Source organism: Shewanella sp. BJSY2023SW007 (assembly GCF_047314525.1).
Classification (GTDB): Bacteria; Pseudomonadota; Gammaproteobacteria; order Enterobacterales; family Shewanellaceae; genus Shewanella; species Shewanella chilikensis.
In genome coordinates, this window is record NZ_JBKORL010000014.1 from 1 (window position 1) to 26645 (window position 26645).

At 55.2% G+C, this 26645-nt stretch carries 21 protein-coding genes; 5 read left to right on the forward strand and 16 right to left on the reverse strand.

What is annotated here, in order from left to right; translation table 11 throughout:
- Positions 1-421: 421 nt before the first annotated feature.
- Positions 422-1027 (forward strand): histidine phosphatase family protein, encoded by a 606-nt coding sequence (locus ACMHXE_RS02980; RefSeq protein ID WP_413731336.1) that lies wholly within the window; start codon positions 422-424, stop codon positions 1025-1027.
- Here the strand turns inward: ACMHXE_RS02980 and ACMHXE_RS02985 are convergent.
- From ACMHXE_RS02985 to ACMHXE_RS03015, 7 genes are all read right to left on the reverse strand, one after another.
- Positions 997-1281 (reverse strand): hypothetical protein, encoded by a 285-nt coding sequence (locus tag ACMHXE_RS02985; RefSeq protein ID WP_101056720.1) that lies wholly within the window; start codon positions 1279-1281, stop codon positions 997-999. The genes ACMHXE_RS02980 and ACMHXE_RS02985 overlap by 31 nt on opposite strands.
- Before the next feature lie 10 nt (positions 1282-1291).
- Positions 1292-2224: a diguanylate cyclase gene (locus ACMHXE_RS02990; protein ID WP_413731338.1), complete on the reverse strand. Its 933-nt coding sequence runs from the start codon at positions 2222-2224 to the stop codon at positions 1292-1294.
- A gap of 239 nt (positions 2225-2463) precedes the next feature.
- Positions 2464-2994 carry a DP-EP family protein gene (locus tag ACMHXE_RS02995; RefSeq protein ID WP_413731340.1) on the reverse strand — a complete coding sequence of 177 codons (531 nt, stop codon included), beginning with the start codon at positions 2992-2994 and terminating at the stop codon, positions 2464-2466.
- Positions 2995-3068: 74 nt separating this feature from the next.
- On the reverse strand, positions 3069-3203 hold the full coding sequence (locus ACMHXE_RS03000) for a hypothetical protein (protein ID WP_413731341.1): 135 nt from the start codon (positions 3201-3203) through the stop codon (positions 3069-3071).
- 129 nt (positions 3204-3332) lie between these two features.
- The gene (locus tag ACMHXE_RS03005; RefSeq protein ID WP_101056723.1) at positions 3333-3686 is read right to left on the reverse strand and encodes a DP-EP family protein; all 354 of its coding nucleotides are present in this window, start codon (positions 3684-3686) and stop codon (positions 3333-3335) included.
- Between the two features lie 20 nt (positions 3687-3706).
- Positions 3707-6961, reverse strand: a complete 3255-nt coding sequence (locus ACMHXE_RS03010; RefSeq protein WP_413731343.1) for a winged helix-turn-helix domain-containing protein — start codon at positions 6959-6961, stop codon at positions 3707-3709.
- Between the two features lie 95 nt (positions 6962-7056).
- Positions 7057-8343, reverse strand: a complete 1287-nt coding sequence (locus ACMHXE_RS03015; RefSeq protein ID WP_039034996.1) for an acetyl-CoA hydrolase/transferase family protein — start codon at positions 8341-8343, stop codon at positions 7057-7059.
- A gap of 424 nt (positions 8344-8767) precedes the next feature.
- Here ACMHXE_RS03015 and ACMHXE_RS03020 point away from each other — a divergent pair, with 424 nt between their 5' ends.
- Entirely contained in the window at positions 8768-11485 is a 2718-nt protein-coding gene (locus tag ACMHXE_RS03020) for a hypothetical protein (protein ID WP_413731345.1), read from the forward strand.
- A 165-nt stretch (positions 11486-11650) separates the two neighbouring features.
- A complete protein-coding gene (locus ACMHXE_RS03025) occupies positions 11651-14362 on the forward strand; it encodes a hypothetical protein (RefSeq protein ID WP_413731346.1) in 2712 nt (903 codons plus the stop codon).
- Positions 14363-14412: 50 nt separating this feature from the next.
- On the opposite strand, the gene ACMHXE_RS03030 is transcribed toward ACMHXE_RS03025, so the two are convergent.
- The 7 genes from ACMHXE_RS03030 to ACMHXE_RS03060 form a co-directional block, all read right to left on the reverse strand.
- Positions 14413-14814: a hypothetical protein gene (locus ACMHXE_RS03030; RefSeq protein WP_101056728.1), complete on the reverse strand. Its 402-nt coding sequence runs from the start codon at positions 14812-14814 to the stop codon at positions 14413-14415.
- An 81-nt stretch (positions 14815-14895) separates the two neighbouring features.
- Positions 14896-16851: a BCCT family transporter gene (locus ACMHXE_RS03035; RefSeq protein ID WP_101056729.1), complete on the reverse strand. Its 1956-nt coding sequence runs from the start codon at positions 16849-16851 to the stop codon at positions 14896-14898.
- Positions 16852-17247: 396 nt separating this feature from the next.
- Complete coding sequence (locus ACMHXE_RS03040; protein ID WP_413731348.1) at positions 17248-18279, reverse strand: hypothetical protein; 1032 nt, start codon at positions 18277-18279, stop codon at positions 17248-17250.
- A gap of 3 nt (positions 18280-18282) precedes the next feature.
- Positions 18283-18495, reverse strand: coding sequence for a hypothetical protein (locus ACMHXE_RS03045; protein WP_413731350.1), 213 nt, complete (start codon positions 18493-18495; stop codon positions 18283-18285).
- A gap of 49 nt (positions 18496-18544) precedes the next feature.
- Positions 18545-20449 carry a hypothetical protein gene (locus ACMHXE_RS03050; protein WP_413731352.1) on the reverse strand — a complete coding sequence of 635 codons (1905 nt, stop codon included), beginning with the start codon at positions 20447-20449 and terminating at the stop codon, positions 18545-18547.
- A gap of 57 nt (positions 20450-20506) precedes the next feature.
- Complete coding sequence (locus ACMHXE_RS03055) at positions 20507-22396, reverse strand: hypothetical protein (protein ID WP_413731354.1); 1890 nt, start codon at positions 22394-22396, stop codon at positions 20507-20509.
- Positions 22397-22419: 23 nt separating this feature from the next.
- Positions 22420-23484, reverse strand: coding sequence for a hypothetical protein (locus ACMHXE_RS03060; protein ID WP_413731355.1), 1065 nt, complete (start codon positions 23482-23484; stop codon positions 22420-22422).
- On the opposite strand from ACMHXE_RS03060, the gene ACMHXE_RS03065 reads away from it, so the two are divergent.
- Both ACMHXE_RS03065 and ACMHXE_RS03070 read left to right on the forward strand, forming a co-directional pair.
- Complete coding sequence (locus ACMHXE_RS03065; RefSeq protein ID WP_165564433.1) at positions 23469-23600, forward strand: cytochrome c3 family protein; 132 nt, start codon at positions 23469-23471, stop codon at positions 23598-23600. The two genes, ACMHXE_RS03060 and ACMHXE_RS03065, sit on opposite strands and share 16 nt — an antisense overlap.
- A gap of 169 nt (positions 23601-23769) precedes the next feature.
- The gene (locus ACMHXE_RS03070; protein ID WP_413731357.1) at positions 23770-24144 is read left to right on the forward strand and encodes a hypothetical protein; all 375 of its coding nucleotides are present in this window, start codon (positions 23770-23772) and stop codon (positions 24142-24144) included.
- A gap of 589 nt (positions 24145-24733) precedes the next feature.
- On the opposite strand, the gene tsaA is transcribed toward ACMHXE_RS03070, so the two are convergent.
- Both tsaA and ACMHXE_RS03080 read right to left on the reverse strand, forming a co-directional pair.
- Positions 24734-25213 carry a tRNA (N6-threonylcarbamoyladenosine(37)-N6)-methyltransferase TrmO gene (gene tsaA / locus ACMHXE_RS03075; protein ID WP_412499926.1) on the reverse strand — a complete coding sequence of 160 codons (480 nt, stop codon included), beginning with the start codon at positions 25211-25213 and terminating at the stop codon, positions 24734-24736.
- A 79-nt stretch (positions 25214-25292) separates the two neighbouring features.
- Entirely contained in the window at positions 25293-26051 is a 759-nt protein-coding gene (locus ACMHXE_RS03080; RefSeq protein WP_412499927.1) for a substrate-binding periplasmic protein, read from the reverse strand.
- Between the last annotated feature and the right edge of the window lie 594 nt (positions 26052-26645).

Genomic DNA, 26645 nt, shown 5'->3' on the forward strand with positions numbered 1-26645 from the left:
TCCTGAGTGTAGCCAATTTGTTTCATAAGCCAGCGGGGATTTCGGCTACGTCGGGGTGTCCTTGGGGATGCAAGGGGCTTTGGACAAGCAAAGCCCCTTGCCCGGTGTGGTTTGGCGAGTGTCGCCTAGCGACCGGCTACGAGCGAGAGCCAGGGATGGCGAACTGGCCTTTGTGCATGGATGCACTTACACCACGACTTTAGGCCGCTGGCACAGCGGCTATCATAGCTTCAGGCAAAAACTAACCAATGACCTTGGGTTTATCTGCTGGCTAAGCTGCAGCCCATCACCTGCGATGCAGATGGCCAGGAAGCCTATGGCAAGTGAGTCACTAGTATTCAGTCCCAACTTGCTCCTTCCGCAGCCGGGGAGTACCCTCTTTCGCAGCCAACCGTTTAAGCAGTATCGGGAATTGACCGCCATGCCAAAGGAAATATTTATACTACGCCACGGCCAAACTGAATTTAATGCCGCCGGTAAGCTGCAGGGACACTGTAACTCACCGCTGACCGAACTCGGCAGGGCGCAGGCAAGAGCTTATGGTGTTGTCTTGCAACAACGGCTGCAATCGGCAATAAATCCTGAACACGAATTTCAGCTGGTTTCCAGCCCGCTGGGAAGGGCCATGGAAACGGCGACTCTGGTGGCAGAGGTACTTTGCCGGGATCCCGGCGCCATTATCGCCGAGCCCAGGGTGATTGAATGCGGTTTAGGTGAATGGGAACAGACCCGGGTCGCCGAAATCCACGCCGCCAGACCCGAGCTTGCCGGGCGCAATGACTGGTATCTGCAGGGCCCGGGCGCAGAAACACTACTCCAGGTGCAACAGCGGCTGGCACATTGGCTGACCGATCCAGCAACCCCGGAGCGGGTGATTCTTGTGTCGCACGGCCTGACAGGGATTATCCTGCGCGCCCTGTTGCTGGGCCTGGATGACAAGGCACTTTGGCGTCAGGACAAGCCTCAGGATGCTCTCTATCACTTTCACAGTGAGGCTCAGGAGAGACTCAAACGCATCTGTTGCTGACACGCCAACCAGTCGAAGTGGGCCAGCAAGGCCTGCAAATAGCGCAGCTCTTCCGCCGGGAGTTGCCCCTCAGCCGCTGCTATCTGTTGTAAGTCGCTCAGCAGCTGTCTTACCAAAGGCTCGGTGCAATAGCCCTTCCACAGTCTCAGGGCGGCTTTTTTCGGCGAATGGCAGTAGCGCCGCAGCTGAATATCGACAAACCAGTCGGCCCGCTCCCGGGCGCTGGGCATCAGCGTCATCACATACCAGTTCATCCTCTCCTCCTCAGGCGGATAACTTAATCCTGTCGCGGCCATCGCTCTTGGCCCGGTACAGGGCTGTGTCCGCCGCGCTGAGCATGGCCTCGGCGGTGCGGTACTGGCCATTGATCTCAGTGGCAATCCCCTGGCTGACACTGACACAAACCTCACGGCTCAGCCCCAATTTGACGAAGTCCAGGCTACGAATGGCCTCGGCTATTTGCTCGGCCACCACCCAGGCCATGGCGCTGTTGAATCCGGGCAACACCAGGGCGAACTCCTCACCGCCAAAACGTGCCGCCAGACACTGGGGCGAAGGCAACGCGGCAGCTATGGTCTTGGCCATCAATTTCAGGCATTCATCCCCCATCAGGTGACCATGCTGATCGTTGAACTGTTTGAAATGGTCGGCATCTATGATCAAGGTGCTGATGGGCTTGTGCTTATCGACGCACTGCTGCCACTGGCGCTCCAGTGTCTCGGTAAAAGTGCGGCGATTGGCCAGTCCGGTCAAATAGTCGGTCGCCGCCAGGGTGGACAGGCGTTTAATCTCATCCCTGTGACCGCTGAGATCATGCAAACCAATCACAAACAGCGGCAGCAAGCCCTGAATAAAGGAAAGCGACAGATTCACCGGCAGCTCGACCCCATCGACACGTCTGAGCAATACCTCCCAGGGACCATGTTGCAGCGGTACCTGACGACCGTATTGGCTGCTGAACATGCTGGCATAGCGGCTACGGTAAGGCGCCGCCAACCAGGTATGCCAAAATTCACCGGTAAAGGTTTCGCTCTGATCACCCAGCAACTCGGCCGCCGGAGAGTTCACCGCCAACACTTTACCCTCACCATCGGCCAGCACCATAGGTTGCTGCATGCACTCAATCAGGGTCGCCAGAGCCTCGCTGTCACACTCACACTGACTAAAACCAGCTTCATTGTTGTAGGGGCTTGCCATGCTGTTCTCCCTCCCGACCTGCGGGTTGTTCAATTTCGACAGGGATAACTCTAGCGCGTACGTACAAGGCTAACCTTCTGATAAGCTTACGATGTAATTTATTGAAAAATATCGTTAATAATTCCAACCTTCTGTAGGCGGGAAAGGCGTCCAACCACAAAAATACGGCAATGATTGGCAAGCATAGGAGCTTTCGGGCGGGAAAGAATCCCCCGATCGGCAAATCGGGGGGGGAATAACTACTTTATATCTTTATTGATAACTTGTGGATCCGGACTGGGCAACAGGAGCGGCGATTCCTCACTGCTGAACAGGAATTGATACTTGCCCGTGCCTGTATTACGCATAGAGTCATACAGTTGCAGCGTCAGGCCATCGGCGCTGACCTCGACCCGAACGATATGACCATCGAAGGGATTGGTGAAGGCGGCACCGACAAATTTCAGCCCGGCCGGAGAATCTTCCAGGTTCAACAGCTGATAGGTGATCACTGCGGGTTCACTGACCACCACATCACCGCTGCACTCCACGCCCTGCTGTGAATAGTGAAAGCTCGCCTGCCGGGCGCTATCCAGAGTAACACTCAGCACCACGGGCTCACTGACATCACAGTAAGGTAAACGCGGTTTCAACAATAGGTTGTCGGTTTGGCTCAGCTGCGCCGCCTGGTCAAACTCGGCCATCCGTGACGGCCAGTCAAACAGCGCCAGGATCCGATAGACTTCCGAAGCACTCAGTGGTTGTTGCAACAGCCGGCGATCCAGATGCAAAGCCCCTACTTATCAAACACCAAGCTATTGATAAAGGCGGATAAAGACTGCCCCAAGGGCTCCAACGGCGAAGGCTAGGCCAGCAAGAGTTGCAACTCGGCGTCACTCTTTACCGGTGCCATCGCCAGATCGATCTCGGCCTGAGTAGCGGCACTCAGTGCCAGGGGAAAGCTTGCCAGCAGCGCGCTGACCATCAAAGCAATACGCATAACGACTCCATGTCAATTAGATCTACATGCCTTATGTGGAGAAGAAAAACTGATTGAGTGGCTCAGGTACAGAAGCCACCCAGATGAATGCAATCAAGCCAGATTTAAGTACTTGACAATAAAACTAACTCAGTTATTGCCAGTATTCACTATTTGAGGATCCTGGCTGGAAACCAATAGAGTATTGTTGCTGTTACTGAGGATCAGCCTAAAGCCTGTCTTGCCTACCACAGAATTGGTATCCATCAGTATCAGCATATCCGGCGCCTCGGTCTTGACCGCATCGATAATGCCGTCGAAGGGGGTATCGAAGGAGGCGCCAACAAAGGCCAAATCCATATCTGTCTTGTCCTGTAGCTTATAGATAATATGAGTGTTGGGCTTATCTACCACTACTGGGCCGTCCGGCTCATAGGCAAACTGAGGCACGCGGTTATCATCCAATGTAATAGTGACAATGATATTTTTTACGGGTACAGACATAGCTTCATCCTTGTTTTAGGTTAGTTTTTGAGGGGGTATTTAAATTGACGAAAACGATAACCAAGTGGCTCAAATTTAGCCTTCATTTTCAATAGTTCCTGTTGGTCATCAATGCAATCCAAAGCCATAGCATAAGGCGCGAGTATACGGGCATCACTATTCACAGTGACCCATGGTTGCAGACTTCGGCTGACTTTCTGGCAGTGAGTATAGGCAAAGCTTATATCGTTATTTAACATGGACACACTATAGGCGATTACAAGCCCAGCCTCGGCCAGGGCTCCCATATCTACAGTGCCCAAAACCGTTTTCTGTCCTAATGTTGTAAAAAACGCTTCTGCCAACAAAGCAAGCTTCTGAGCTTGCTGATAATCACCTTGTTCGAGCCGCTCATTGGCAGCAGCCAACCAAAAACGAGCCTCCAATTTAAGCTGCTTAGTCGAGGTTTCGCTTGACGGCTTACTGGCCAGATGCCCACTCAAAGTATTTAGCATGGCCGTTTTTTCTGTTGATGTCGGTAGCAAGCTAACCAGTAACACCTCAACAAAAGATTGCTGCATTCGCCAGCGCTCATTTTCCGGGTCGGCCTCAAGTGCGGCAGCAATAGCCCGACTGGCTTCCATTGCGCTATCTCTGGCCAGTTCGGGTTGCTGCACCGCTCTGTATAACTGAGCCAAGATCTCCAGATTCCCGGATAATCTATATAGCTGATAGGGTTCTCTCTGAGCATGCCGTTTTAACTCTTCGGCTATCTGCCTATGAATGGCGATGGCTACTTGAATATCCCCTTCAGCGCTGGCGGCACTGGCAAGCCAGGAGCGGGTATCGGCGACATCGGCCAAGAGCTGAGGGTCATCCGGCGACTCTGCCAGCGCGATCAGCTTGAGCCGCAGCGATTCCTCAAAGCCCTGGCGCGCCTTGCTGAACTCCTGCAGCGTCATCGACAATGACCCCAGAGAGTTATGGGCGTAGGAGAGTTCCATCAACGCTTCGCTGTTGTCCGGCGCCAGTCGGTACATGGCCTGACTGTGTTGCAGATAAGCCTCAAGCCAGGGGCGGGTGCCCTGCCAATCGCTCTGGTCATACTTGAGTTGCCCAAGCCAGAAAGCATTGGCGCCAAGAGTCTTTAACAGCTCCAGCTGATCTGTACTGCCGGACAGCAGTGGCAAGAGTTTGTCTCTGGCAGCCAGCAGCGCCTTTTCCGCTTCATCCACCCGGCCACGGGAATAGGCCACCTCACCCATGGCTTCCAGTGTCTGGCCATGGCGAAACAACGCCGCCTCACTCAGGCTGCTGTCGGCCTCGCGAAAATAATCCAGCGCCTTGTTGCTGACACCATCGAGCAGATCCATCCGGCCTATGCTGCGCAGCTTGTCGGCAAAGTCGCCCACCATAAAGCCCAGCAAGTCTTCTGCCGCCAGGCGCTTGGCCTGCGCCTGCTGCTCGGCTTCAACGCTGCGATAACTCATGAATACCGAGATGAGGGTCAAGAGGCATAAAAGCATGAAGGTCGCGCCCTTGAGGCGCCGCTGGCGCTGCCCTCTGGCGCTGGAGGCGGCAACATAGCTTTCGCTGACAGGATCCAGCTCAAGCAGGGGATCGTTTTTCAGCGCCAGCGCTTCGGTCAGCGGCTTGCCCTGGGGCAGCAGAAAATCGCGGCTGCACTGCTGTTGCTGCCAGCGCCTGGCCTGATGGAACAGCCTGGCCTTGGCCGCCAGCCCTTCCCTGTGGCTATCTATCCAGTCTCTGGCCCTGGACCAACGTCTGAGCAAGGCTTCATGGGCTATGCTGAAACCGGGTTCGCTGTCCTCCAGATGGGAGACAAACAGCCGACTATCGACCAAGGCCTGAACCAAAGCGCGCTCGGCATCCGTGGCCAATTCGGAATATCTGGCGCTGCGACTGGTGACCGACTGCTCATCTTCCCTGAGGGTCACCAGCAGCGACAGCACCCGCGGCAGGGCCGCCCTTTGCGAGCTAGACAAGGAGGCGATGGCATCTTCGGCGGCCTGGCCTATGGCTCCGGCCAGCCCCCCCAGACGGTGATAAACCGCCAGTTGCAACTGGTTGTCGTCACTGCGCTGCAGATACAGGGCCTGCAGCATATACTGCAACATGGGCAGGGCATCCGGGTTACTGGCGGCCTCACGGCACAGCAGCTCATCCAAGCCCAGTGCCGATTCAGGGTCAAATTCCCAGTTCAGGCCTGCGGCTGCGGCCGGCAAACGTATCATCTGCAACAGTTCCTGACGGCTGGGCGGCAAGAGATCGAAATGGGCGCCATTGCCCTTGCCCGCCATCAAGCTGGGGCTGGCAACCACCTGAGGGTAGAATTCATTGCGACAGGCGCTGAGCAGCAATACGGCTCCGGAACGCGCCAGAGTGTCGAGCAGCGCCAGCCCCTGCTCACGGGCGGCGGCCGAGAAGCGCGGCGAAGACAGCAGCACTTCCAGACGGTCGACAAACAGGCCGAACCTGGGCTTCTGCCAATTTTGGGACGGCAGCGCCCGGCAGAGTTGGGCGCAGAGGCTGTCGATATCCTGCTCCAGGGCGTGAGCCAGCGTTTCGGCGCTGTAGCCTGCCAATACCGGCGCATCGTCCAGTTCCCAGTCGAGCATGGCGGCGGCCAACTCCAGCAGCAGTTGATCTTCGGCGACATCGGCCAGATCCAGTATCGAATAGCAGGCCAGGCCTATGCCGTGAAAGCCCTGAGGCGAAGCCAGATTGGGCAAAATGCCTGCGTTAATCAGCGATGACTTACCGCTGCCACTGGGGCCAAGCAGCAAGCAAAAACCGCGGCCATGTTTAATCTGCCTGGCTATGCGTTCCAGTAAGGCGTTGATCTGTTCGCTGCGGCCGAAAAACACCCCGGCATAATCGGCGCTGAAGGGTTTTAACCCGGGAAATGGTGAGCCCTGGCTCCAGGCCAGCGACGGCGCACTGGCTTCGTGGCCGATGGGGAAACGGACATCGGCTACAACTCGATAGCCGCGTTTGCGGATAGTTTCGATGAAAGAAGGATCGCCGGCCTTGTCGTCCAGCGCCCGACGCAGCTGATTGATGGTCTTGTGCAGCGGGTTATCGCCCGTGTCGCTGCCGGGCCAACAGGCATCCAGCAGCTCATCGCTGCTGACAACCTCGCCGCTGCGACGACACAGATACAGCAGCACATCCATGGCTTTGGGTTCCAACTGCCGCAGGCGCTTTCCCAGCCGCAAACTATTGCTGCCGGGATCGACCTGCCAATCACCCAAAAAGAAGCTGCTGTCGCTCATGGAACCTACCGCGATAAGAGATTGACCGCATCTTACCCGGTATACAAAGTTAACACCATGATAACAGTGTTAAGTTTTACCTAATGAGCGTTAACTCAAATACTCAAACCCCAGAGCTCGAATGTCTCCCGGCACAGGGATTCACGAAAATCCGGATGCGCTATGTCGATTAAGGCTCTGGCCCGCTCGCGGATACTGCGGCCCCTGAGGTTGGCACAACCATATTCGGTGGCAATATAGTGCACATGGGCCCGGGTAGTCACCACCCCGGCACCTGGGCTCAGCACAGGCGCGATACGGGAAACCGCGCCGTTGGCGGCCGTGCTCGGCAGGGCGATAACCGAGCGCCCGCCGGGAGAGAGACCGGCGCCGCGAATAAAGTCCATCTGCCCGCCTACCCCGGAATAGATTCGGGTACCTATGGAGTCAGCGCACACCTGGCCGGAAATATCCACTTGCAGCGCCGAGTTGATGGCCATTACCTGCGGGTTGCGGCGGATAACCGAGGTGTCATTAACCTGCTCTATATCCAGAAACAGTACTTCGGGGTTGTCATCGACAAAGTCATAGAGGGCGCGGCTGCCAAGCGCAAAGCCGGTGACCAACTTCCCCGGATGCACCTTCTTGCGGCTGTTGTTAATCGCCCCGGAGCGATAAAGCGCCAGAATGCCGTCGGAAAACAGCTCGGTGTGGATCCCTAAGTTTCGTCTGTCTGCCAACTGCCCCAAAACGGCATCCGGAATGGCACCTATGCCCATCTGCAGACAATCGCCGTCTTCAACCAGAGAGGCCACATGCTTGCCGATAGCCTGGCTGATGGCATCGGCTCCGGCCATGGGGTGTTCGGGCAGCGGCGAACTCTGTTCATACACGGCGGCAAAGCGGTCATAGGGTACAAAGCTGTCGCCATGGGTGCGCGGCATTTGCGGGTTGATATGGGCTATGATCCGGCCGGCCACATCACAAGCGGCGCGGCTGGCTTCGACACTGATCCCCAGTGAACAGTTGCCATGGCTGTCCGGCGGTGACACCTGTACCAGTGCCGTATCTATGGGTTGCTCGCCGGAGCGAAACAGCTTGGGCACCTCGGATAAAAAGACAGGCACATAATCCGCCTCGCCACTGGCCAGCAGGGCGCGGGTCGGGGCGCCGCCAAAGAAACAGCGATGGCGCAGATGGCCCTTGAGCTCGGGCACACTCAAGGCCTCGGCTTCCTCGGTATGCAGTTGCAGCAAGGTCAGGTTCTGCCGCGTCATGGCATGCTGTGCCAGCGCCTCCAGCAAGACTCTGGGCGTAGCCCCCATAGAGTGGGTCCAGATAAATTCATCATTCCCTATCAGGGATACCGCTTCCAGTGCACTGGAACAAACTCTTGGCGCCATACTGCTGCTTCCTTATTTTTATTTATACCGTTCCGTGACAGGAGTTTGATTGAACCAATGCCGTATTTATTTTCCCACACCCCACCTGATTGACTTGGGCTGTCCCATCGAGACGACTTCACCCAAGCCATGACAGGCTCCGCCGGTGGGAAAACCAACTCCTGTACAAAAAGGCCTTAACCCTAGCCAGTTGCTCTGTGAAGGGCAATCCCTAACAAACAACCTAAACCCCGCGACTGTGGAAAGTGAGCGCTACGCCACAGCAAACAGGTTGCAAACTGCGAGCCTCACAAAAATGCCACCGCGGTGGATAAGGCGTTTACCCTCAAGGTCTCAGTCGTTAGACTAGCCGGGCCCTAGGCTGCAGCTGCAAGTTCCACTGATTAGCTGTGCCCGGGCAGGACTCAAGTTTCAAGGAAGTAGTATGTCTCAGTTCGACAAGACCCTCAGCGTCAGCCTCAAGCCACAAGATCCCTCCAGCATCGCCCTGGCACTGCAGCAATACCGGCAACACCTGAACGACGGCAGCGCCTTTCGGCTCAATGGCTCCTTGCTATTCAATATTGAGTTCGTCAATCAGAAGCTGCGGCCGCTTAACCGTGACGATGCAGGTGCCAACCGCCCTTTGTTGGAACACGCCCTCGATACTGCCCGCCGGGATCACAGACTCAGCTTTTACACCGAACCGGTACTCTTTGCCGCAGCGCTGAACTTTCCCGAGCTATTGGACGAGCTCAAGGCCACAGCCGAGGCCATGGTGGCCTTCTCCCGCCGCCGCAATGACTCCAGCGATCTCTTTATCGATGACTACAACGTCTTCGGGGTGGAAGCCCTCTACATGCTGGCCAGGCAATATCCCGAGCTGAGCCATTATCTGGCCGCCTTTCTGGTACCTTACTGGAACTTGGAAAGCTTCTACCAACCTGTGTTACTGCTGGGCAAACTGGTGGAGGAGTTCGGCTGGCGCCGCGAACTGATCCACGCCTATCTGCACTGCGACGGCGAACAGAATCGCCGCTGCTTTTTCCAGACCACAGAGGGTAATTCAGTCAACCTCAGCCTACTGGAACATTTTGCCGGGCATCCGGACGATTACCCCTGGTTTAAGGCGCAGCTGCTTAAACGTCTCGAACAAACGCCACTGCTGGCCTATGCCAATGAACAACCGCTTGAACAAACCCAGCCGGTACTGGAGTTCTTCTACAGTCTGGGCGACTGGCCGGTAGAGGCTGACATTGACGACATTGAACTGTGGCGGGATCGGGTCAAGCAGCAATTGATCTTGGGTCGCCGGGTAGAGGATGAAGCACTTTCCTTGCTGGCGCAGCTGAGCGAGCAGAGCCAACCTCTGGTAATAGTGGCAGAGGCCTGGCGGGAAGACGACCGTCATTGTCTATGGCAAACCGGGGAAGAGCAGGCTCTGGCAGAAGACTATGACTGGGATCAGTATGATAACGAGCCGGGCTCTGACTATGCCGAGCTATTTTATGACCTGGAAGAGCCGGAAGACTATCTCAGGATTGGCGAGCTGGAAGAGCTGGATGCCGAAGTGGGAGAGGCGATGCTTTGCGCGCTGGCAGAACTGCCCAAGAGCCTTGGCGCCTGCGCCTATGCCGCCTATCGCCTGAGCCGCCTGAACTCGCCCCACAGCTTAAGCCCGGAAGCCGACAAGGCCGACGAGGCCGCGGCGCTGCTTCACTGGCTGGCGCAGCAGCTGCCGTTACAGTTTCAGCATCATATCTTCTATGAGGGCGGAGAGTACCAAAAGAAAAGGCGTGAACATCGCCTTCTCAAGAGCTGGCTCACGGATATAGACACCGAGGGCGATGTTGCCAAGATGGCTCAAATTGCCTCTGAGATACTCTATACCAGTAAGGACGGAAAGCGTATTGCACTCTTGTGGTCCAATGGCAATAAAGGATTCCAAAACGGCTTGTTGGCGCTGTATTTCCTGCTCTGCGCCCCGGAGCTCGAAGCGCCGCAGTGGCAGGCATTGAAAACCCTGGCACAAAGGCATTGGCAGCTATGGCTGACGCTGGATCCGCTGCAACTGATTGAAAAAATTTATTATTGCTGGGCTGACTACGCCTTCTATCCGGCCATTGACGATGAGCATCTCGAGGCCGAATTGCGGCAAAACCTGCTCAAGCTGGGTGTCAGCGAGGCGCAGCTTGATGCTCATACCCTGCTGACAGCACAACAGGTGGCTGCCTATCGCCCGGCCGATAAACGCTTCTGGCAAGGTTATATCACCAGGCTTAGCCGGTTTGCCGAAGCCGACCCAGAGGATAACAGCATGATAGACCGCCTCTGGCAGCAACAGCAGCAGTTGTTGCAAGCGCTGGATTCTAGCCGCGAGCTGCCGAGGCTGAGCTTTTTTGGCCATCTCAAGGCCAACTTCCCCGAGACTCCCTTGCCGCAGGCGTTTTTCGAACTGTTTGATCTTTGCCTGCGGCAAAGCTTCAGCAAATCATTTACCGAAGAGCAGGCGCAAAACCTCTGCCATCAACTCAAGGCTTATCTGGAATCGGGCGAAGGGCTTGAACCCTTGACGCCCCAAGCCACGGCCGAGTTGCAGGACTGGGCGCCTTGCCGCTCGGACGCCCCCGCCGATGCGGCTGAGCTTAGCGACTTTGTCTGGCTATTGCCCGAAGCGCAAGGGCGAGGTTTGGCCCTATTTCTCGCAGGCCTTGGAACCCAAAGCCTGTATTGGCTTCACCGGCCGAGTGTGGAGACGGCCTATGTCAACCACCTCATTGCCGAGGGTAGTCTCTCAATGGCGCAGCGCTGGGAAGATCACAGCGTAGGACACAAGCGTCACAGCGACTATGACACAGGGTTAGCCTTTCAGAGTACCAAGGAAAACTGGGCCCTTGGCTGGCTCGACAGCATAGGCGTAGCGCCGCAGAGCACTGCCTATTTCGCCGTAAGCCAAGGCCGCGCCCCGGCACCCTTCCTCAAACATTTGGCCGATGAGGGCCGACTGCCGGAGACCTCGCAGCTCTTGACCATAGACGAACGTGTACGCCTGCTGAAGTTGCTGGCGCAAGCCGGGGCTGACGCCGAGCTTTTCAGCGCCTTCCTGCAAGACGAGTCTGCCGCGGTCCGGCAACTGGCCAAAGATTTGGCGCAAGGCTCTTAATAGCAGGCTCTTAAGGAAGACATTGATAAAACAGCAGTTGGGAATAACCCAATAAACGAGTAATAACAGGATAACTGCCACGCCCTGGCTCACGGCGCGATCGCCGGTTGTTTAACAGGAAGTGCCTTACAGGCAACGACCGGAATTTAATATCAAGGAAGCAATATGCCCCAGTTCGACAAAACCCTCAGCATTAGCCTCAAGCCACAAGATCCCGCCAGCATCGCCCAGGCGCTGCAGCAATACCGGCAACACCTGCACGATGGCAGCGCCTTTCGTCTTGAAGGCTCCCTGCGGTTCAATATCGAGTTTGTCAACGAGCAACAGCAGCCACTCAGCAATGACGATGCCGGCGGCAACCGCAACTTGCTGGTGCATGCACTCAGCGCCGCTCGAGCGCACCACACCTTTAAATATTGCACTGAAGCCGTGCTGTTTGCCGCAGCGCTGAACTTCCCCGAGCTATTGGACGAGATCAAGGCAACAGCCGAGGCCATGGTGGCCTTCTCCCGCAGTCGTAACGACTTTAGCGATCTCTTTCTCGATGACTACAACGTCTTCGGGGTGGAAGCCCTCTACATGCTGGCCAGGCAATATCCCGAACTGAGTCATTATCTGGCCACCTTTTTAGTGCCTTACTGGGATTTGGACAGCGGCTATACACCCGTGGAACTGCTGGGCAAACTGGTAGAGGAGTTCGGCTGGCGCCGCGAACTGATCCACGCCTATCTGCACTGTGATGGCGAACAGAGCCGCCGCTGTTTTTTCCAAACCGCCGAGGGTGATCCAGTCAACCCCAGCCTGCTGGAACACTTTACCGAACATGCTGACGATTACGCCTGGTTTAAGGCGCAGCTGCTCAAACGTCTAAAGCAAACCCCGCTGCTGGCCTATGCCGATGAACAAACGCTGGAAGAAACCCAGCCAATACTGGAATTCTTCTACAGCCTGGACGACTGGCCGGTAGAAGCGGAACTTGAAGACACTGAGCTGTGGCGGGATCAGGTCAAGCAGCAATTGATCTTGGGGCATAGGGTGGAAGATGAGGCGCTGGCGCTGCAGGATGCGCTCGGCGTTGAGCCCAAGGCACAGGTTGCCGAAGCCTGGCTGATGGACGACAGGTTCGCCCCCTGGCAGCAGGATAAGACAGATACCGGCAGTGCCCAGGCAGAGCAGGAAAGTGGCAAGAGCCCCGGGCAAACTCAAGGCGACTGCCAACTACCCAGCTTGGAAGCGCTGCCTTTTTTCCTGCTTAGCCATACCTGCAAGCAAAGTGACTTCGCACAGTTGGATACAGCCATTGCCGATCGTCTGCAGGCGGCACTGGACAAGTTGCCGACCCACCTGGGAGGCGTTGCCTATGCCGCCTATCGGCTCGGCCGCCCCGAATGCACAGCGGCAGAAACCCAGGCTCTGCTTGGCTGGCTGGAGCAGCATTTCCTCACTGCCTATATGCGTGTCTTCAATCGGCATGGTGGCCGCTTCAACAACGATAATCCGCAGCATTTGACACTCAAGGCCTGGCTCACTGAGGCCAAGGAGCAGCAGGATGCTGACACTATGGCCGCCGTTGCCGAATCGCTACTTGGCAAGGATGGGGGAAAACGCGGAAGCCAGATAAGCCAGCGTCAAGCGGCCTACTGGTTGTTTTTCCCGGACGATGGTTTCCAGCGCGGCCTGCTCAGCCTGTTTTTCCTGTTAAATAGCCAACTGCCAGAGGCTCACACCGAACTGCAGATCCTGGCCCAGCGCCACTGGCAACTGCTTTTGAAACTGGCGCCTATGGTGCTTATCAGCCGCATCAGTCAGTTTTATGCAAACTATGAGGGATATGCCGCCATAGATGATCCGCAGACAGAGCAGAGCCTGCATCAAAAGCTGCTGACACTGGGAGTCAGCGAGGCGCAGCTGGATGCCCATACTTTGCTGCAAGACAGGCGCATCGCACGCTATGCGCCGGCCAACGAGCGCTTCTGGCAACGATACCTGGAGCGATTGGCAAGCTTTGCCGAAGGCGATCCAGAAGATAACAGCATGATAGGCCGCAGCCATTGGCTGGCTCAACAAAAGCTGTTGGATGCCCTCGGCTATTGCGATGAAACTGCCATGCTGGGGTTTATTGCCGATCTCAAGGCCTGTTTCCCGGAGCGCCCCTTGCCGCAGCAAGCCTTTGAGCTATTTAACCTCAGCCTGCAACGCGGCCTGGAGCAGAAACTCAAACCGGCAGCGGCGAAGGCTGTCTATGACAAGTTACAGGCCTATTTGCAAAGCGGCGAAGGCCTGGAAAACCTGACACCACAAGCCTTGAAACTGCCGGTTCTACAAGGTTGGGATCCCTACAGCGATTATCGCGGCAAAGTTGGCGTGGCAGACTTTGTCTGGCTGTTGCCAACCGAGATGGGAGAGCGGCTGGCACTGTTTCTCAGCGGTCTTGGGAAGCGAGGGCTGCACTGGTTGGGCTGTCCTAGTGTCAGGGAAGCCTATGTCAACCATTTGGTTGCCGAAGGCCATCTGAATATGGCCGAGCGTTGGCAGGATGAAGCGCTTGGGCACTCAAGCATAGGCGATGTCGATGTGAGCCTGCAACTTGAAGCCGCCAAGGAATTCTGGGCGCTACTCTGGTTGGATAGGATAGGTGTGACGCCACAAGCCACTGTGTATTTTGCCATGCACGAAGGGCGGCAACCTGAGTCTTTCATTATCCACTTGGCCAGCCAGCAGCGACTGCCGGATATGTCCGGGCAGTTGACCGCCGATGAGCGCAAACGCCTGCTGGAAATCATCGCCAAGCATAATTTCCTCACCAAAGAAAACACTGAGCCATTCAAGCAAGACGAGTCGAGCGTCGTCAGGCGCATGCTGAATAAGTTGTTTTAAGATTAAAAAGGCGTTGCCGGTCAACGCAGTAACGCCTTTTTGAGACAGTTTCAGCTGCCTTTGAGTGAGCGCAGGAACAAACCTATGCCACCTGTCAGCAATACAAGGATCACCAAGAGATCAAAACTGCTCATGCTGCGCAGGCTAAAGTGAATGGTAGAGATCACCCCAAAGATCATCGCTGTGATTGAGCCAATCGCCAATAACCAGCCAAGAATATTCTTGCCGTTATAGAAAATCATCCCAACCCCCAGAATAAAGGGCACCAAGATCATACCGCCGGTGATCCCCCACTGGCTGCCAAATGCGGGGACACCATACAAGCGGGTGCCCAGACCAAAGTTGCTGGATACCCGAATGGCGTTGAGCAGCATATAACCGCCACCACACATCATGATAAGGCCAATAAAAAACTGACCAATGCCGCCGGAACTCCCTCCCGCTCCATTCATGTATAACGTCCTATATTCAATCGATTGATGCGACAAAAATTTTAGCCGTTTTAGGCCCGGGCGGCAAACCGGGCCATAACGTTACGAGTCGCGGCCATTGAGGCGTTCAATAATCTGCGCCTTGGCTTCTTCCTGCGCCTGCAATGCTTCCTCTTCCTGTTTCTGCCGCATCAGCTCATTGAAGGTAATGCGGGCAGACTGGGCTTGCTCCGAGGCTTGCAGTTTACGCTCCTTTGCCGTCATGGCTTCATCTGTGAGGCGCTGCAGCTCGGCAAGTGACTCATCGGGCGCATCCCCCAATTCCAGGTGCGATTCACTGCGGCTCAAGGCTTCACGACGCAGCTGTTTTTTCAGCTCCCAGATAGCGTCCAGGGCTTCACGCTCGGCATCAGCGGCCTCAATGGCGCTGTCTCGCAATTGTTCAAACTTGGCCAGCGCCTGGCCTTCGCGGCTCCAGGGGTCAACCTCTGGCAGATCCGAAATATTAATCACGGGATCCTCGTAACCATCCTGATGACTCAAGTCCAACATGGCCGCCTTGACCCCGGACATCATCAGCATCACGGCGATCACCAAGAGCGGCAGACCACCGACGATAGCCGCCGTCTGCAAGGTGGCGAGCCCACCCATAAACATCAGTACCGAAGGCATAAAAGACAGAGTAAAGGCCCAAAATAGGCGGTTCCAGCGCAGTGGCTCCTCGGTCACATTGTTTTGCACCACGGACGCCAGAATATAAGAGATGGAATCAAAGGTGGTGGCGGTAAAGATGATACACAAGAGCGTAAAGACGGCGATGACCAGATAGCTGAACGGCAACTGCTCCAATATCGCAAAAATCGCCCTGGTCGCCCCGTGTTCATTGAGGATACCCACCACATCCAGCTCCCCCGACAACTGCAACGACAGGCCGAAATTACCCAAGATCATAAAGTACATGGCACAGCCCAGAGAGCCGAAGAAAATTGAACCGGCCACCATCTGTTTGATGGTTCGGCCGCGGGAGATCCGCGCCACAAACAAGCCCATGCTGGGGGCAAACACCAACCACCAGGCCCAATAGAAGATGGTCCAGTCCTGAGGAAAATGGGTATTCTCAAAAGTCCCCAAACCACCGAAAGGCTCGGCCCAGGTGGCCATGATAAAGAAGTTGTTCAACATACGTCCCAGAGAGTCCAGGCCGGTTTCCAACATGAAAATAGTAGGGCCGGCAAACAGAATAAATGCCAGCAGCGCCAGCGCGCCCCAGAAGTTGATATTACTCAGCACCTTAATGCCTTCATCCATCCCCTTATAGGAGGAATAGGCAAACAGTGCAGTACACAGAAGCAAAACCCCAATCTGGCTACCCGTGGTCGATGGCAGCTCAAACAAGTAACTCAGGCCTTCGTTGATCAGCGGCGCCGCCAACCCCAGAGTGGTAGCCGCCCCGCCGAGCAAGCCGAAAATAAACAATATATCGATAAACTTGCCGAGCTTGCCGTGACTGCGGCCTTCCCCTATGACGGGCATCAAGGCCGCCGATACCTTGAGCACAGGCTGTCTGCGAACATAAAAGAAGTAAGCAATGGGGATGGCAGGGATCAAATAGATGCTCCAGGCGATAGGCCCCCAGTGGAAGAGGCCATAAGTGGCGGCCCAGCGCACCGCTTCTTCACTGCCGGCTTGAAGTTGAAATGGTGGATGCTGATAGTAATAGGCCCATTCAATTGTGCCCCAATAGAGGATACTGGCGCCTATACCGCCGCAAAACAGCATCGCTGCCCAGGAAGCTGTGGCAAATTCCGGCTTTTCATCGGCATCGCCAAGCTTAATCTGGCCGATGTCAGAAAAGATGATGTAAATCATAAAGAAGAATGCCGCCAACCCGAGCGACAGGTAGGCAAAACCCAATTTATCCGTCATAAACGCCTTGGCAACGGCGATCCATTCGGCACCTTCAACCGGAAACAGCGCCAGCGGGATCACAACTACAAGCAGCAGGCCCAGAGCACCAAAGAAAGTGGCTTTATCTATGAGTTCGAAGTGTTTTTTCATGCTTTTGCTCTTCTGTTTGTCTCCGTTCGGGAGCTGGGGCCACAGGCAGAGGCCCATGCCGGATAAAATAGGCACAAGTCGCCATCCAGTCGATTATCTTTATCCGGAAAACGTACAAAAAGTGACGTAAATCAATAGGATTGTTACGTGATGAGATATTTGTGTCCAGCTTGTATGAATTGCTGACTATTTCAGTAAATACGATAAAACGCTTAAGACCATAAGGATTTATGTGCGTGATTGCAAGTTTACCCCGGTCTGGGAGGTGCCATTCATAAAAGCAAGGAGAGTGATAAAGCCAAGAGACTCAACAAGCAAAGGGGCCCACAGTCACAGGGGCCCATACAGACAAAGTACCAACAACCGGCAGAATCTGGCTGTCAGTCTGCCGCTTCGCTACTGCTTCAGCTTCATCCAGGCCGCCTGGGTTTCACGACTGCTTCTTGGGTCCTTTGGCACCAGCCAAAGCAGCATCATATTCAGCAGTGAAGTCGAGAGCATAGCTCCCCAAAGCAGCATCAGTGAGATGCTGATAAGGATGTAACTGGCGTAGGAGTCCATAAAGGACAGGGCCAGACCGAAAACCACACCGCTCCCGGGTAATAACAGTAGAGTAATAAACAACATCAAACATACCGTCTTAGCGACTGACCACCCCAGATTACGAGCCCTGCGACTGAGAACCCTGTAGCCGAAATAGAGGCTGGGCAGTAACCAAAACATGATGAGCGTTCCTGTCCCCTGCCCTTCAAGCCGCAGCAAAGACCGCAACGCAAAAGCAGGGGAACCGGAAGTTTGCACCATAAAGGTCAGCCATCCGAGAAACAATCCATTGCAAAGCCCCAGTATCATGCTGCTGCGAAAGAAAGCCAACGCCGGCGTCTGACGATCGGGGGCGCACCCCTTACGATGAGCCAGCAAAGGGTGTTCAGGTTCAACTTTTACCAAGGGAGGCCGAAACAGGTAGATCAGTAACTGCACTACCAGCCAAACAACAGCGCAGCCCAAGGCAAACATCAAGCCAAGCCAAGGCATAGTCTTGTCAAACTGAAGCATGCTCAGTAGCGTTGGGTAGGAGAAGCCGAACAGGATATTCACCAATGCCAGCGGCACACCGCACCAATACCCGAACGCCCGTCGCCCAATAGCGACATGCGCTGCCAGCAACCCTGCACCTATACTGAGTTGCAGCCCAGTTGCCAAGATAGCCAACAGTAAAATAAAGAAGTCGACCTCTCGAATTGCCAGCAGCAGTGAAGGTGAGAACATGTACACCAGTTGCCACTGATACTGGATAGCCAGCATGGGCAGCAGCGCAATAAAATAGCGACTCCGGTCGCGGGCTTGTTCCGCCCCGCCAAACTCTGGCTGAACAAAGAGATCGCTAATCACCTTAGCCATGCTGTTGGACGATTGTCTCAATCCCATTGCTCATCCTCCTCGAAATGCTTGCCAGTCAGAACTGGATGAACTCAACTCGGCAGCCCAAAGCAGTTCGGTGCCGCCGTCATCGAACGGACGCATCTGCAATAGATGAAGAACCGGGCCACCTATATCAGACTTTACTTTCAGCAACCTGGGGCCCAATTCGCCCCCCTGGGCGTATCTCTCTGAATAGAGGGCAAAATCCAAAATATCAATCACAAAACAACCCTTTGTTATTTATGATGATTACCTTTAGTTAATCATCATTTTATTGATAATCGTCTTCATCCTGACGGCTCATTTCATATGGCAAGCGGCGGTTAAAGGCCTCGCCATCAGGGGTATCGGCATACTTGCCGAGCAAGGTATCCAGATTGCCATCCTGTTGGAAAAACAGCTCATGATCGACATCGATACAGTTGAGGTATTGGGCCACCAGCGGCAGATATTGGCTGCCGGCCAATCCCAATTGCAACGCACAGTCGGCCAGTGCCGGCTTGCTGGAGTGTGGATCGCTGTAACAGTAATGGAGCCGCTCATTGGCAATGAATAGCCCCAGCAGACGCGCCATATAGTTCCGGCCTTCCAATTGGAGGGCCACAGCCTCAAAGAAGCGCGCCTCATCCCAGCTTTCGTCGGCATCATAAAAACCGAGGCGCAAGTCTTTACCCGACTTGAGGGATTCAAAATCTGTCAATGCCCGCAGCACCAGCTTGTCCAAGGCCTCAAGCCTCGCACTCGCTGACTGCAGATCCCTGACTTCGATTCGCGAAAAACCGAGCAAAGGGGGAACTGTATCCTGCACCTGGGCCTGGGCATGGAAGCTGCTCCATTCTGTCTGCTGTAATTGCACAGCAAAGCTCGCCTCCATGGCGGCGGGCGCTTGGTTCATTTGGCTGACCAGCTCTAGAGTGGGATTGGGATTGACGTTGGGATTGACGCGCCACAGATAATGCCAGTCGGTCAGCAAGGCTCCCTTGCCGAGGAGTTTCATGCCCTCCTCGTCGTATAAGTCATCTTCGCCATCCGGGAGATACAGGGGTGAGCGCCACAGCCCATCCAGAGAAACCTTGCGGGTCGCGCCGCCATGCCAGCCAAGCCAAAGCGCCGCTTCGTCATCGCAGTAGGCAATATCATCCAGCTGTAACCAGAAACGCCCCTGCGCCTCTTGCCAGTCGAGATTGTCGACATCGGCCGGGGCCAACAGCATGTCGGCGTCATCGGCCAGTTGCTCGCGGGTATATTGACGCACGCAAAAACGGCCTATCTCGCGGCCAAGGCGCAAGTCGATGCGCTGCAACTGATACGCCAGCGCCTCTGTTTCAGCATCGGCTACCCGGCTCAACTCCATGGCCGGCAGGGTAAGCTCACCGCGCTCACTGTCCAGCGCCAGGGCACACCCCCAGAGCGCTTCATTCCCCGGCGGATTGGGCAGAGGCATGGCCGCCACCTGCAAGAGCTCGGAATAACGGCCCTGCCATTGAACTTGGTTAATGCTACTACCGACGGGGTCACTACCTACGGGGTTACTACCCACAAGATCATTGCCGACGACAGCCATAGGGTCCAGCCGCAGCAAAAACTGCCAGGCCTGGGACCGACGGCGCCTACTGCGGTGACAATGCAGGATCAAACTGTTATCCGGCCCGGCATAGAGGCGATCGGTAAAACTCAGCCCTATGCTGTCCGGCAGTCCGGTCGCATCGACCTCGGCCCAAGGGCTGCCCTGATTATCCACCTCATCATTCAGCTGCATGGCTGCCGAGGGCGAGAGTTCCCTGCCCTCCAGCCAGTGCCAGAGCATTAAATCGTAACAGCAGCGCCGGTCATTTTCGCCCAGTGATGCCAGGGTTCGGCCATCACTCAATACCGCAACTTTGAGATATTCCATCCCGGTATGAGCCAAAAACTCCTGTTGCCGACGCGCCAGATCCACCAAGTAGATACAGCCCTGCTGATCCCAGATAACGCAGCTCTGCTCACGCCCCGGCACCCCATGGAAACAGCCACTGACCTGCATAGTGCCCTCAGCCATGGGAAAGTCTGTGCTCCAGATGAGCCGATAACCCGAGCCCGTATCTGCCGCTTCATAGAGATACAGGCAAGGGCAGCCATTGTCCGCATCGATATAGATGAGTTTACCGTCGCCAACCGGCGAACTTGTGAATGACATATTTCTTTATCCTTTGCTCAAAAATACCAGCGACTGCCAGTTATCGTCGTTATCGAATTATTCGTCGTCATAGTCGCCTTTCTCGGCCAGCTTAAACTCCGGGTCGTTATAGGGGCTTGGGACCGCCGCCAGGAAAGCCGCCAACTGTTGCGAGTCCTGATGTTCGGCAAAGATCACTTTCAAGGTGCGATTGATATGAAATGGATGCACGGGCAAGGCGCTGAGAACATTGAAATAGTCCGCGAGTTGCGGCAGTGCCTGCCAGTGCTGGCTGAGCGCCAAGGCAGCCTCGGCCAGCACTGGCCGCCCCTTGGCTCCCAGCAAACACCTGGCCTGGGCCAGACGGCAGTATGCCGCCAGGATGGCCGCTATCAACTCAGGCCCCTGCTCCAGACGCACGGCATAGTGGAAGAAGTCGTATTCACTGTGCCGATTCCCCAAACCATCGACAAAGGCAAACCAGAGCCTGCCAGGCTCAGTAACCGCACTATGGGTTATTTTCTGTTTCAAGCGGCCAAGCCAGCCGGCTCTGGTTGCTACTGGGACTCTGGTTGTTACTGAGGCTAAGGGCGCTCCGCACGCCTCCCCCAGGCTCTGCTCCAATTTAGGCAGCACCGCCAGTAGTTGCTGCAAGAGTTGCAGCCTACCTTGATCCGATGTCAGATCGTCACAATAGAGAGTCACCCTGCCACTGGGGCAAGGCTCGGCCTGCAGTTGGCTGGGAATTTGCAGCGGCTTGGGTTGATAGCTGCAGCAATTGAGCGGGCACTTTTGCTGTTCGCCAGCCAACAGGCTCTGGGGCACAGCAGCTTGGGAGTCGATGTCGACCGAGTAGTGACTGGGCTCATCGAGATCACCGAATGCCAACCAGAGTTGCCCTTGGTTAACCCCCTTGATCATGACCAGATCATCACCATAGTGGCTCAAGGGCCGCCACTGCCCCGCCGCATCTTGGCTGCCCAGTTGGTACAGAGGGGAAAGCCTCTCGCCCTTCGGCGACACCTTTTGCACCACACCCCCTTTCCAGCCCAGCCAGAAGACTTGCTCCTGCTCGCAAAAATAGCTGCAAGTCAGGCTGTTGAGCAGTTGCTGCCACTCGTCGTTATCCTGATGGGATATCTCTCCGGCGGCAATCCGCTCCAGCGCCTCCTGAACCGTTTCGGCATCATATTCATCACAGATATCGGCCATGGCCAGCAAGCGCACCCCGGCATCGATTTGGCGGCCGAGGTTCATATCTATCAGCTGCAACCTGGCTTCGTAACGCACAGGCTCGCCCTCGGCCTGATGACGGCTCACGCCATCGGCGGCCAGGGTAGTGATAAGGCCGTTGGCACGGTTCTGGAACCAATAATCCTGCGTTGAAACCTGCACTGGAGCCGGTTTCCCCGGCAGAGGCTGTTCGGACCAGGTTTCGTTTGACGGGTCAAAATACACCAGTTGCTGAAAGCGGAAGCGATAACCGCCATGCTCATTGCGACCATAAAAGGCCACGCGTCCATCCCGGGTCAGAATCAGTGACTCAGGTTCGATTTCGGCACTCACAGGCCAATGCTGCACCGGCTCCATGGCCGCGAGATCGACCTTGAGCAAGCTGTGGCCGCGGCGCGCAGCGATGCCCACCCGCCCGACCACCCACAGGGTCTGGTTGTGGCTATCAAGCCAGGCCCCGGGGGTTCCGGTGATTTGCAAATCCAGCACCCGCTCACAACTGCGCGCCTGATAATCGCAGACAAAAAGCAGTCCATTTTGGCCCAAGGCCAGGAAGCGAGTGTCATCCAGCCATTGCAACAAGGCCAGCTCGCCATCCTCGGTTCCCGGCAACTCACATTGCCACAACAGGGTGTCGGCCCCATCAGCGCTCTGGATAACCTGAATAAGCTCAGGGCCGATAAAAAACAGCTTGGCCTGTTGCAGGCGGATATTGGTTCTTACATTGGCATTCATGAAGTTATTCCTGTGATTTGCAATCAGGCGGGGGAAATCGGCCAGGACAAATCCTGGACAAAACGGCGATATTGGCGGCTCTTGAGCAGCCCCTGGCCGTGACGCCGTTGAATAAGCGGCACTGAGTGCTGTTGATGGAAAGCGGCACCTGGACCATCAGCCAGCATATTGAAGTAACGGGCCAACAAAGGCAGATAAGCTATATCATCACCGGCCAGCGCCAGCACTGTGTCCGACAAGGCCGGCTTGTCGGCGCCGCTGCGCAGACTTGCCGCATCGGGATAGGCCAGCAGCTTCTCAACGGCTTCGGCCAACAGCTCGGCGCCGCCCGGCACAGCTATCAGCGCGGCCACAAACTGCGCCTCGGTCCATTCACGGCCATGTCTGTCGCTAAAACGCCACTCCAGGCGCTCACCCTTGACGCTGTTTGGTAAGTCGGCCAGACGGCTGACCATCTCTTTGGCGCTGGCCAGCAAACACTCCCCCAGCTCCAGATAATCGGCCTCAATAAGATTGAGTCCCGCCTCACCATGGGCCAGGCTCTGCTGCTCACTCATCACCAACTCAGGTTTAGGCCAGAAATAACAGGGCAAACTCTGGCACTCGGCGTCCCCAGGCAACATGGGCCTGACAGTGCTGGTATCCAGTGCATATATCTCGAACCCCACCAGCAGCAAACGATTGGCTGATGCAGAGGTCAATTGATAGTCATAGTGGTCAAAGGCTACCAGGGCAAAGGGATTGGCTTCATCGCCGGGGAGTGGGCATTCGTTGGCACGATAGCGCGGCGACAACGCCTTGAGGCGGAAGTGTTCCTCTGGCGCCAGATAGCCCTTCATCAGCTCGCCACTGCGCCAACTCAGCCAAAAAGCGGCTTCATCCCGGCAAAGGCGGATACCGCTCAGCCCGTCAAACAGGCTTTCGAGCGCGTCAGTCAGCTCCTCTTCATCACAGGCATCTTCGCCGCTCCTGAGCGACTCAAGCAAAGTGGAAAACTCATCCGGTTCCAACAAGCCATCATGGCTGTCAAACCAAAGCACCGGCTGTTGCCAAAGCACATCAAGAGATTCGAGTGCTACCAGTTGCAACTGCAGAGCGATGCGAGGACTGTCACCGCTCTCATCCAACAGACACTCAGAAACCGGCAATAAGGCCAACTGCCGCTCAGGGCAAAGATGTATGCTCGGGTAACGGCGAGCTTTAAGCAGCGGTTTGCCCTCAATCCGGTGAAATTGGCTCTGGCCGTCGACCACATTGGTGCACCAGAAGCCATGCTCCCGCTGCGCCAGAGAGCCGCATTTACGCTCATAGAATAAAAAACAACCGTCACGGCGCCGCACCATGGTGCTGCCAAGGCGGCGATTATCCAGATATTGAGGCAAGCAGATATCCTTAATCAGCCGCCAGTCGGCCAGCGACCAGCCCAGAAGACAGGGATATTCATCATCCCCTCTTGGCTGCTCGGCCACATACCAGAACTCGCCTCTGTCTTTATCCAGCCAACCATGACCATAGATGCCGACATTTGGCAGATTGACCATCAGCCGAGGCCCGGTTTCGATATCACCGGCATAGATCTGCCCGGAGCAGGTGGCGACCACAAATTCGCTGTCGCTGTAGAAGGCGCTCAGCACCACTTCATCCTCGGCCTGGGGCAACTCATACTGCCAAAGCAATTGCTGACGGCCATCAGCCAGCGGCGTCAACAGCTGCAACTGCGGGGCACCGGCCTGCTTCGGGGAATGTAAAATCCATTTGGCCGCTGTCATCTGAGACTCCTGTTGTTAACAGTAAAGAGATAGCCGCGTCCGCAAATCGAAGTGGCATGATGAAATAGCCCCAAAGCACCCATCAAACATAAAAACAACTTGGCATGGCTAAGGGGGCTTGCCAGGTGCGTATGCAGAGCAAATAAAGGGGAAGGAAGCGTTTGGCCTAGATTAACCAGCAGCCTAATGGGAAACTGAACGACAATAGCAGTTTTCAAAACAATCCTTTTCGATGGCCTTAAGGCCTGGGCCCATCCAGGGCTCGCTTAAATTCAATTCGACCGCGATGATAAGCACAGTCAATACAGTCGAGGCGGCCGCCAGAGCATCCTTAAGATCCCTTGGCGGGAGGGTGGATTTTGACGATTCCAGCCATTGGAAACAAGTTAAAACGCCAACAAAGTGATATGAATCAATAAGAGGGAAAAAATTTACACCATAGTCAAAACCGACTAAACGGATAAAAAGCTCAGATCACAGCGGCGAGAATGTCGGCGTGGCCAGGCGCGAGGAAACCAGAGCAACCGGGATATGCTGCTCCGGTGATGAAATAAGAACGGTTTCTGTGTCAGGCAAATCTGTCGTCGGAAAGAGTTTGCAACGGATCTTTGCCCTGTTCATACCAACCATCACGGGTATTTCGCACGCAATCAAATGCCTGAATATAAGGTTTGATATCTATGATGGGGGTGCCATTGAGCATATCGATCCCCTTAACATGGATACGGTTGCCCTCTAAACGGTCAATCTCCAAAATCGATAGGCCTATGGGGTTGGGACGCTTGGGTGAGCGGGTCGCAAATACACCGCGCAATTGATTATCGAGAAAAGGTTTAACCTTGAGTGCTCCCTGCTTGCATTGATGCAGATGAAATAGCACATAAACATGGGAAAAACCATCGAGGTCGGCCAACCCTTCGGCATAGTCGGGATGGATCACCAAAACCCCTTGATTATCGGCGACCTTGCTGCCCTGAATCGGCATATTGGCCAGTTCTGTGTACTGGGTTTCGGCATGGCCTATGGCGGTAAAGCTGACAACTTGCATAATAACTCCGTTGTAAATACGGAGCTGCAGTCTACCTCAAGGCTCAGGGGGGATCCTCAAGACAACTCACATTCCCGCTTCAGGGTACGCTGAGTAAGGTTGCTTCATCAAAGTACTTTTGCCGCAGACGCCGCCCCTCTTCCGAGCTCAAAACACGGTTGAGCACAGCCTGAAAGTCACTCACCAGTTGTGCAGGGATACCGGCACTGAATGCAAAACACAAAGGCTTATGACTGACCTCAAGCAAAGGTGCCATCATGTTCGGTTCATAGCCTTGCTGTTTAAGGGTGCTCACCAAGGTTAATCGGTTGCTGGACAGTAAATCGGCGCGGCCACTACTGAGCACCCGAATCGCCTGCTCCAGGCTGCTGGTACGCACCAGCAAGGCGGGATTGAAGCCATGACTCAACAGCAACTGCTCACCCACATCTTCTCTGACTGCCACCACCACTAGCCGCTTGGCGTCATCCAGGCGGGTTAATCTCGGCGCCGTCTGTTTGAACGCATACAGATTTAACTCCAGAGTGCCCAGACTGCAGGCCCATTGAAACAGGGGAGCCCTGGCATCTGTGCGAGCCGTTGAAAACAACACCACGTTATCGCGGCTTGCCAACAGGTAGTAGCCTCTGGCCCATGGCAATATCTCTATGGGTTGCGGCTCAACCGCCATCTCCCGCCAAACAAGATGCAAAATATCGATTGTGAATCCGGAAACCTGCCCCTGTTCCGCACTGAAATTGTAAGGAGGGTATTCTTCGGTGAGATACCTGAGCTGGCTCAGATCCACAGCCGCCTGCACACTGCAACAATAGAGCAATAGCGGAAAAAGTAAGCGCATAACTATCCCCCAGGACAACTGTATCTATAGGAAGGACCTCTGCAAGTCTTCAGCCCTATGCCTTGAACGCCAATGGTTGTGCAAGCCACTCTCGACAAAAGAGAAGGTCACGAAGGCTTACTCGCGCCCTGCTTAAGTGTTGTCAAAGGCGGCTCAATATACAAACCCAAGTTTCAATGCTTATTAACTCATTGTATTTATGCTTTTTTTAACAAAACCATTCGAAAGTAAAGTCCTCGCATCCAGCAAGCCACGTCAGCAGCCCGTAAAGGGCTTGAATTATTTTTCACTACGCCTTGAGCATGGAACCCAGTTAAAGACTCTCAAAATGTCGATTTACCCCCTTAAAATCGCGATTTAAGCACTTCTCAAAGCTATGATTTTAAAGGTTTTATTTTTAGTGATATTCCAGAGTGCCGATGTTAGCCTGCAAAGGTTGTTGGGAAGGCGCGAACCAACCCCATGTTTGCCTGCCTAGGCAAAGCTCGCCGAAAGAGTTAGCGCGAATTCAACTCCGAAGTGCACCACTCGCTAAATTAGGCTGCCTTGCGTAATTCATTGAATACCGCAATAGGTTGCCTGAAGCCGAGGCAC

Bases quoted from the DNA above. Each gene is read 5' to 3' on its own strand.
- ACMHXE_RS03030 (WP_101056728.1), bottom strand. From the start codon at position 14,814: ATGAATGGAGCGGGAGGGAGTTCCGGCGGCATTGGTCAGTTTTTTATT.
- ACMHXE_RS03010 (WP_413731343.1), bottom strand. From the start codon at position 6,961: ATGAGCGACAGCAGCTTCTTTTTGGGTGATTGGCAGGTCGATCCCGGC.
- ACMHXE_RS02985 (WP_101056720.1), bottom strand. From the start codon at position 1,281: ATGAACTGGTATGTGATGACGCTGATGCCCAGCGCCCGGGAGCGGGCC.
- ACMHXE_RS03050 (WP_413731352.1), bottom strand. From the start codon at position 20,449: ATGTCATTCACAAGTTCGCCGGTTGGCGACGGTAAACTCATCTATATC.
- ACMHXE_RS03055 (WP_413731354.1), bottom strand. From the start codon at position 22,396: ATGAATGCCAATGTAAGAACCAATATCCGCCTGCAACAGGCCAAGCTG.
- ACMHXE_RS03020 (WP_413731345.1), top strand. From the start codon at position 8,768: ATGTCTCAGTTCGACAAGACCCTCAGCGTCAGCCTCAAGCCACAAGAT.
- ACMHXE_RS03015 (WP_039034996.1), bottom strand. From the start codon at position 8,343: ATGGCGCCAAGAGTTTGTTCCAGTGCACTGGAAGCGGTATCCCTGATA.
- ACMHXE_RS02990 (WP_413731338.1), bottom strand. From the start codon at position 2,224: ATGGCAAGCCCCTACAACAATGAAGCTGGTTTTAGTCAGTGTGAGTGT.
- ACMHXE_RS03000 (WP_413731341.1), bottom strand. From the start codon at position 3,203: ATGCGTATTGCTTTGATGGTCAGCGCGCTGCTGGCAAGCTTTCCCCTG.
- ACMHXE_RS03035 (WP_101056729.1), bottom strand. From the start codon at position 16,851: ATGAAAAAACACTTCGAACTCATAGATAAAGCCACTTTCTTTGGTGCT.
- ACMHXE_RS03080 (WP_412499927.1), bottom strand. From the start codon at position 26,051: ATGCGCTTACTTTTTCCGCTATTGCTCTATTGTTGCAGTGTGCAGGCG.
- ACMHXE_RS03040 (WP_413731348.1), bottom strand. From the start codon at position 18,279: ATGGGATTGAGACAATCGTCCAACAGCATGGCTAAGGTGATTAGCGAT.
- ACMHXE_RS03025 (WP_413731346.1), top strand. From the start codon at position 11,651: ATGCCCCAGTTCGACAAAACCCTCAGCATTAGCCTCAAGCCACAAGAT.
- tsaA (WP_412499926.1), bottom strand. From the start codon at position 25,213: ATGCAAGTTGTCAGCTTTACCGCCATAGGCCATGCCGAAACCCAGTAC.
- ACMHXE_RS03005 (WP_101056723.1), bottom strand. From the start codon at position 3,686: ATGTCTGTACCCGTAAAAAATATCATTGTCACTATTACATTGGATGAT.
- ACMHXE_RS02980 (WP_413731336.1), top strand. From the start codon at position 422: ATGCCAAAGGAAATATTTATACTACGCCACGGCCAAACTGAATTTAAT.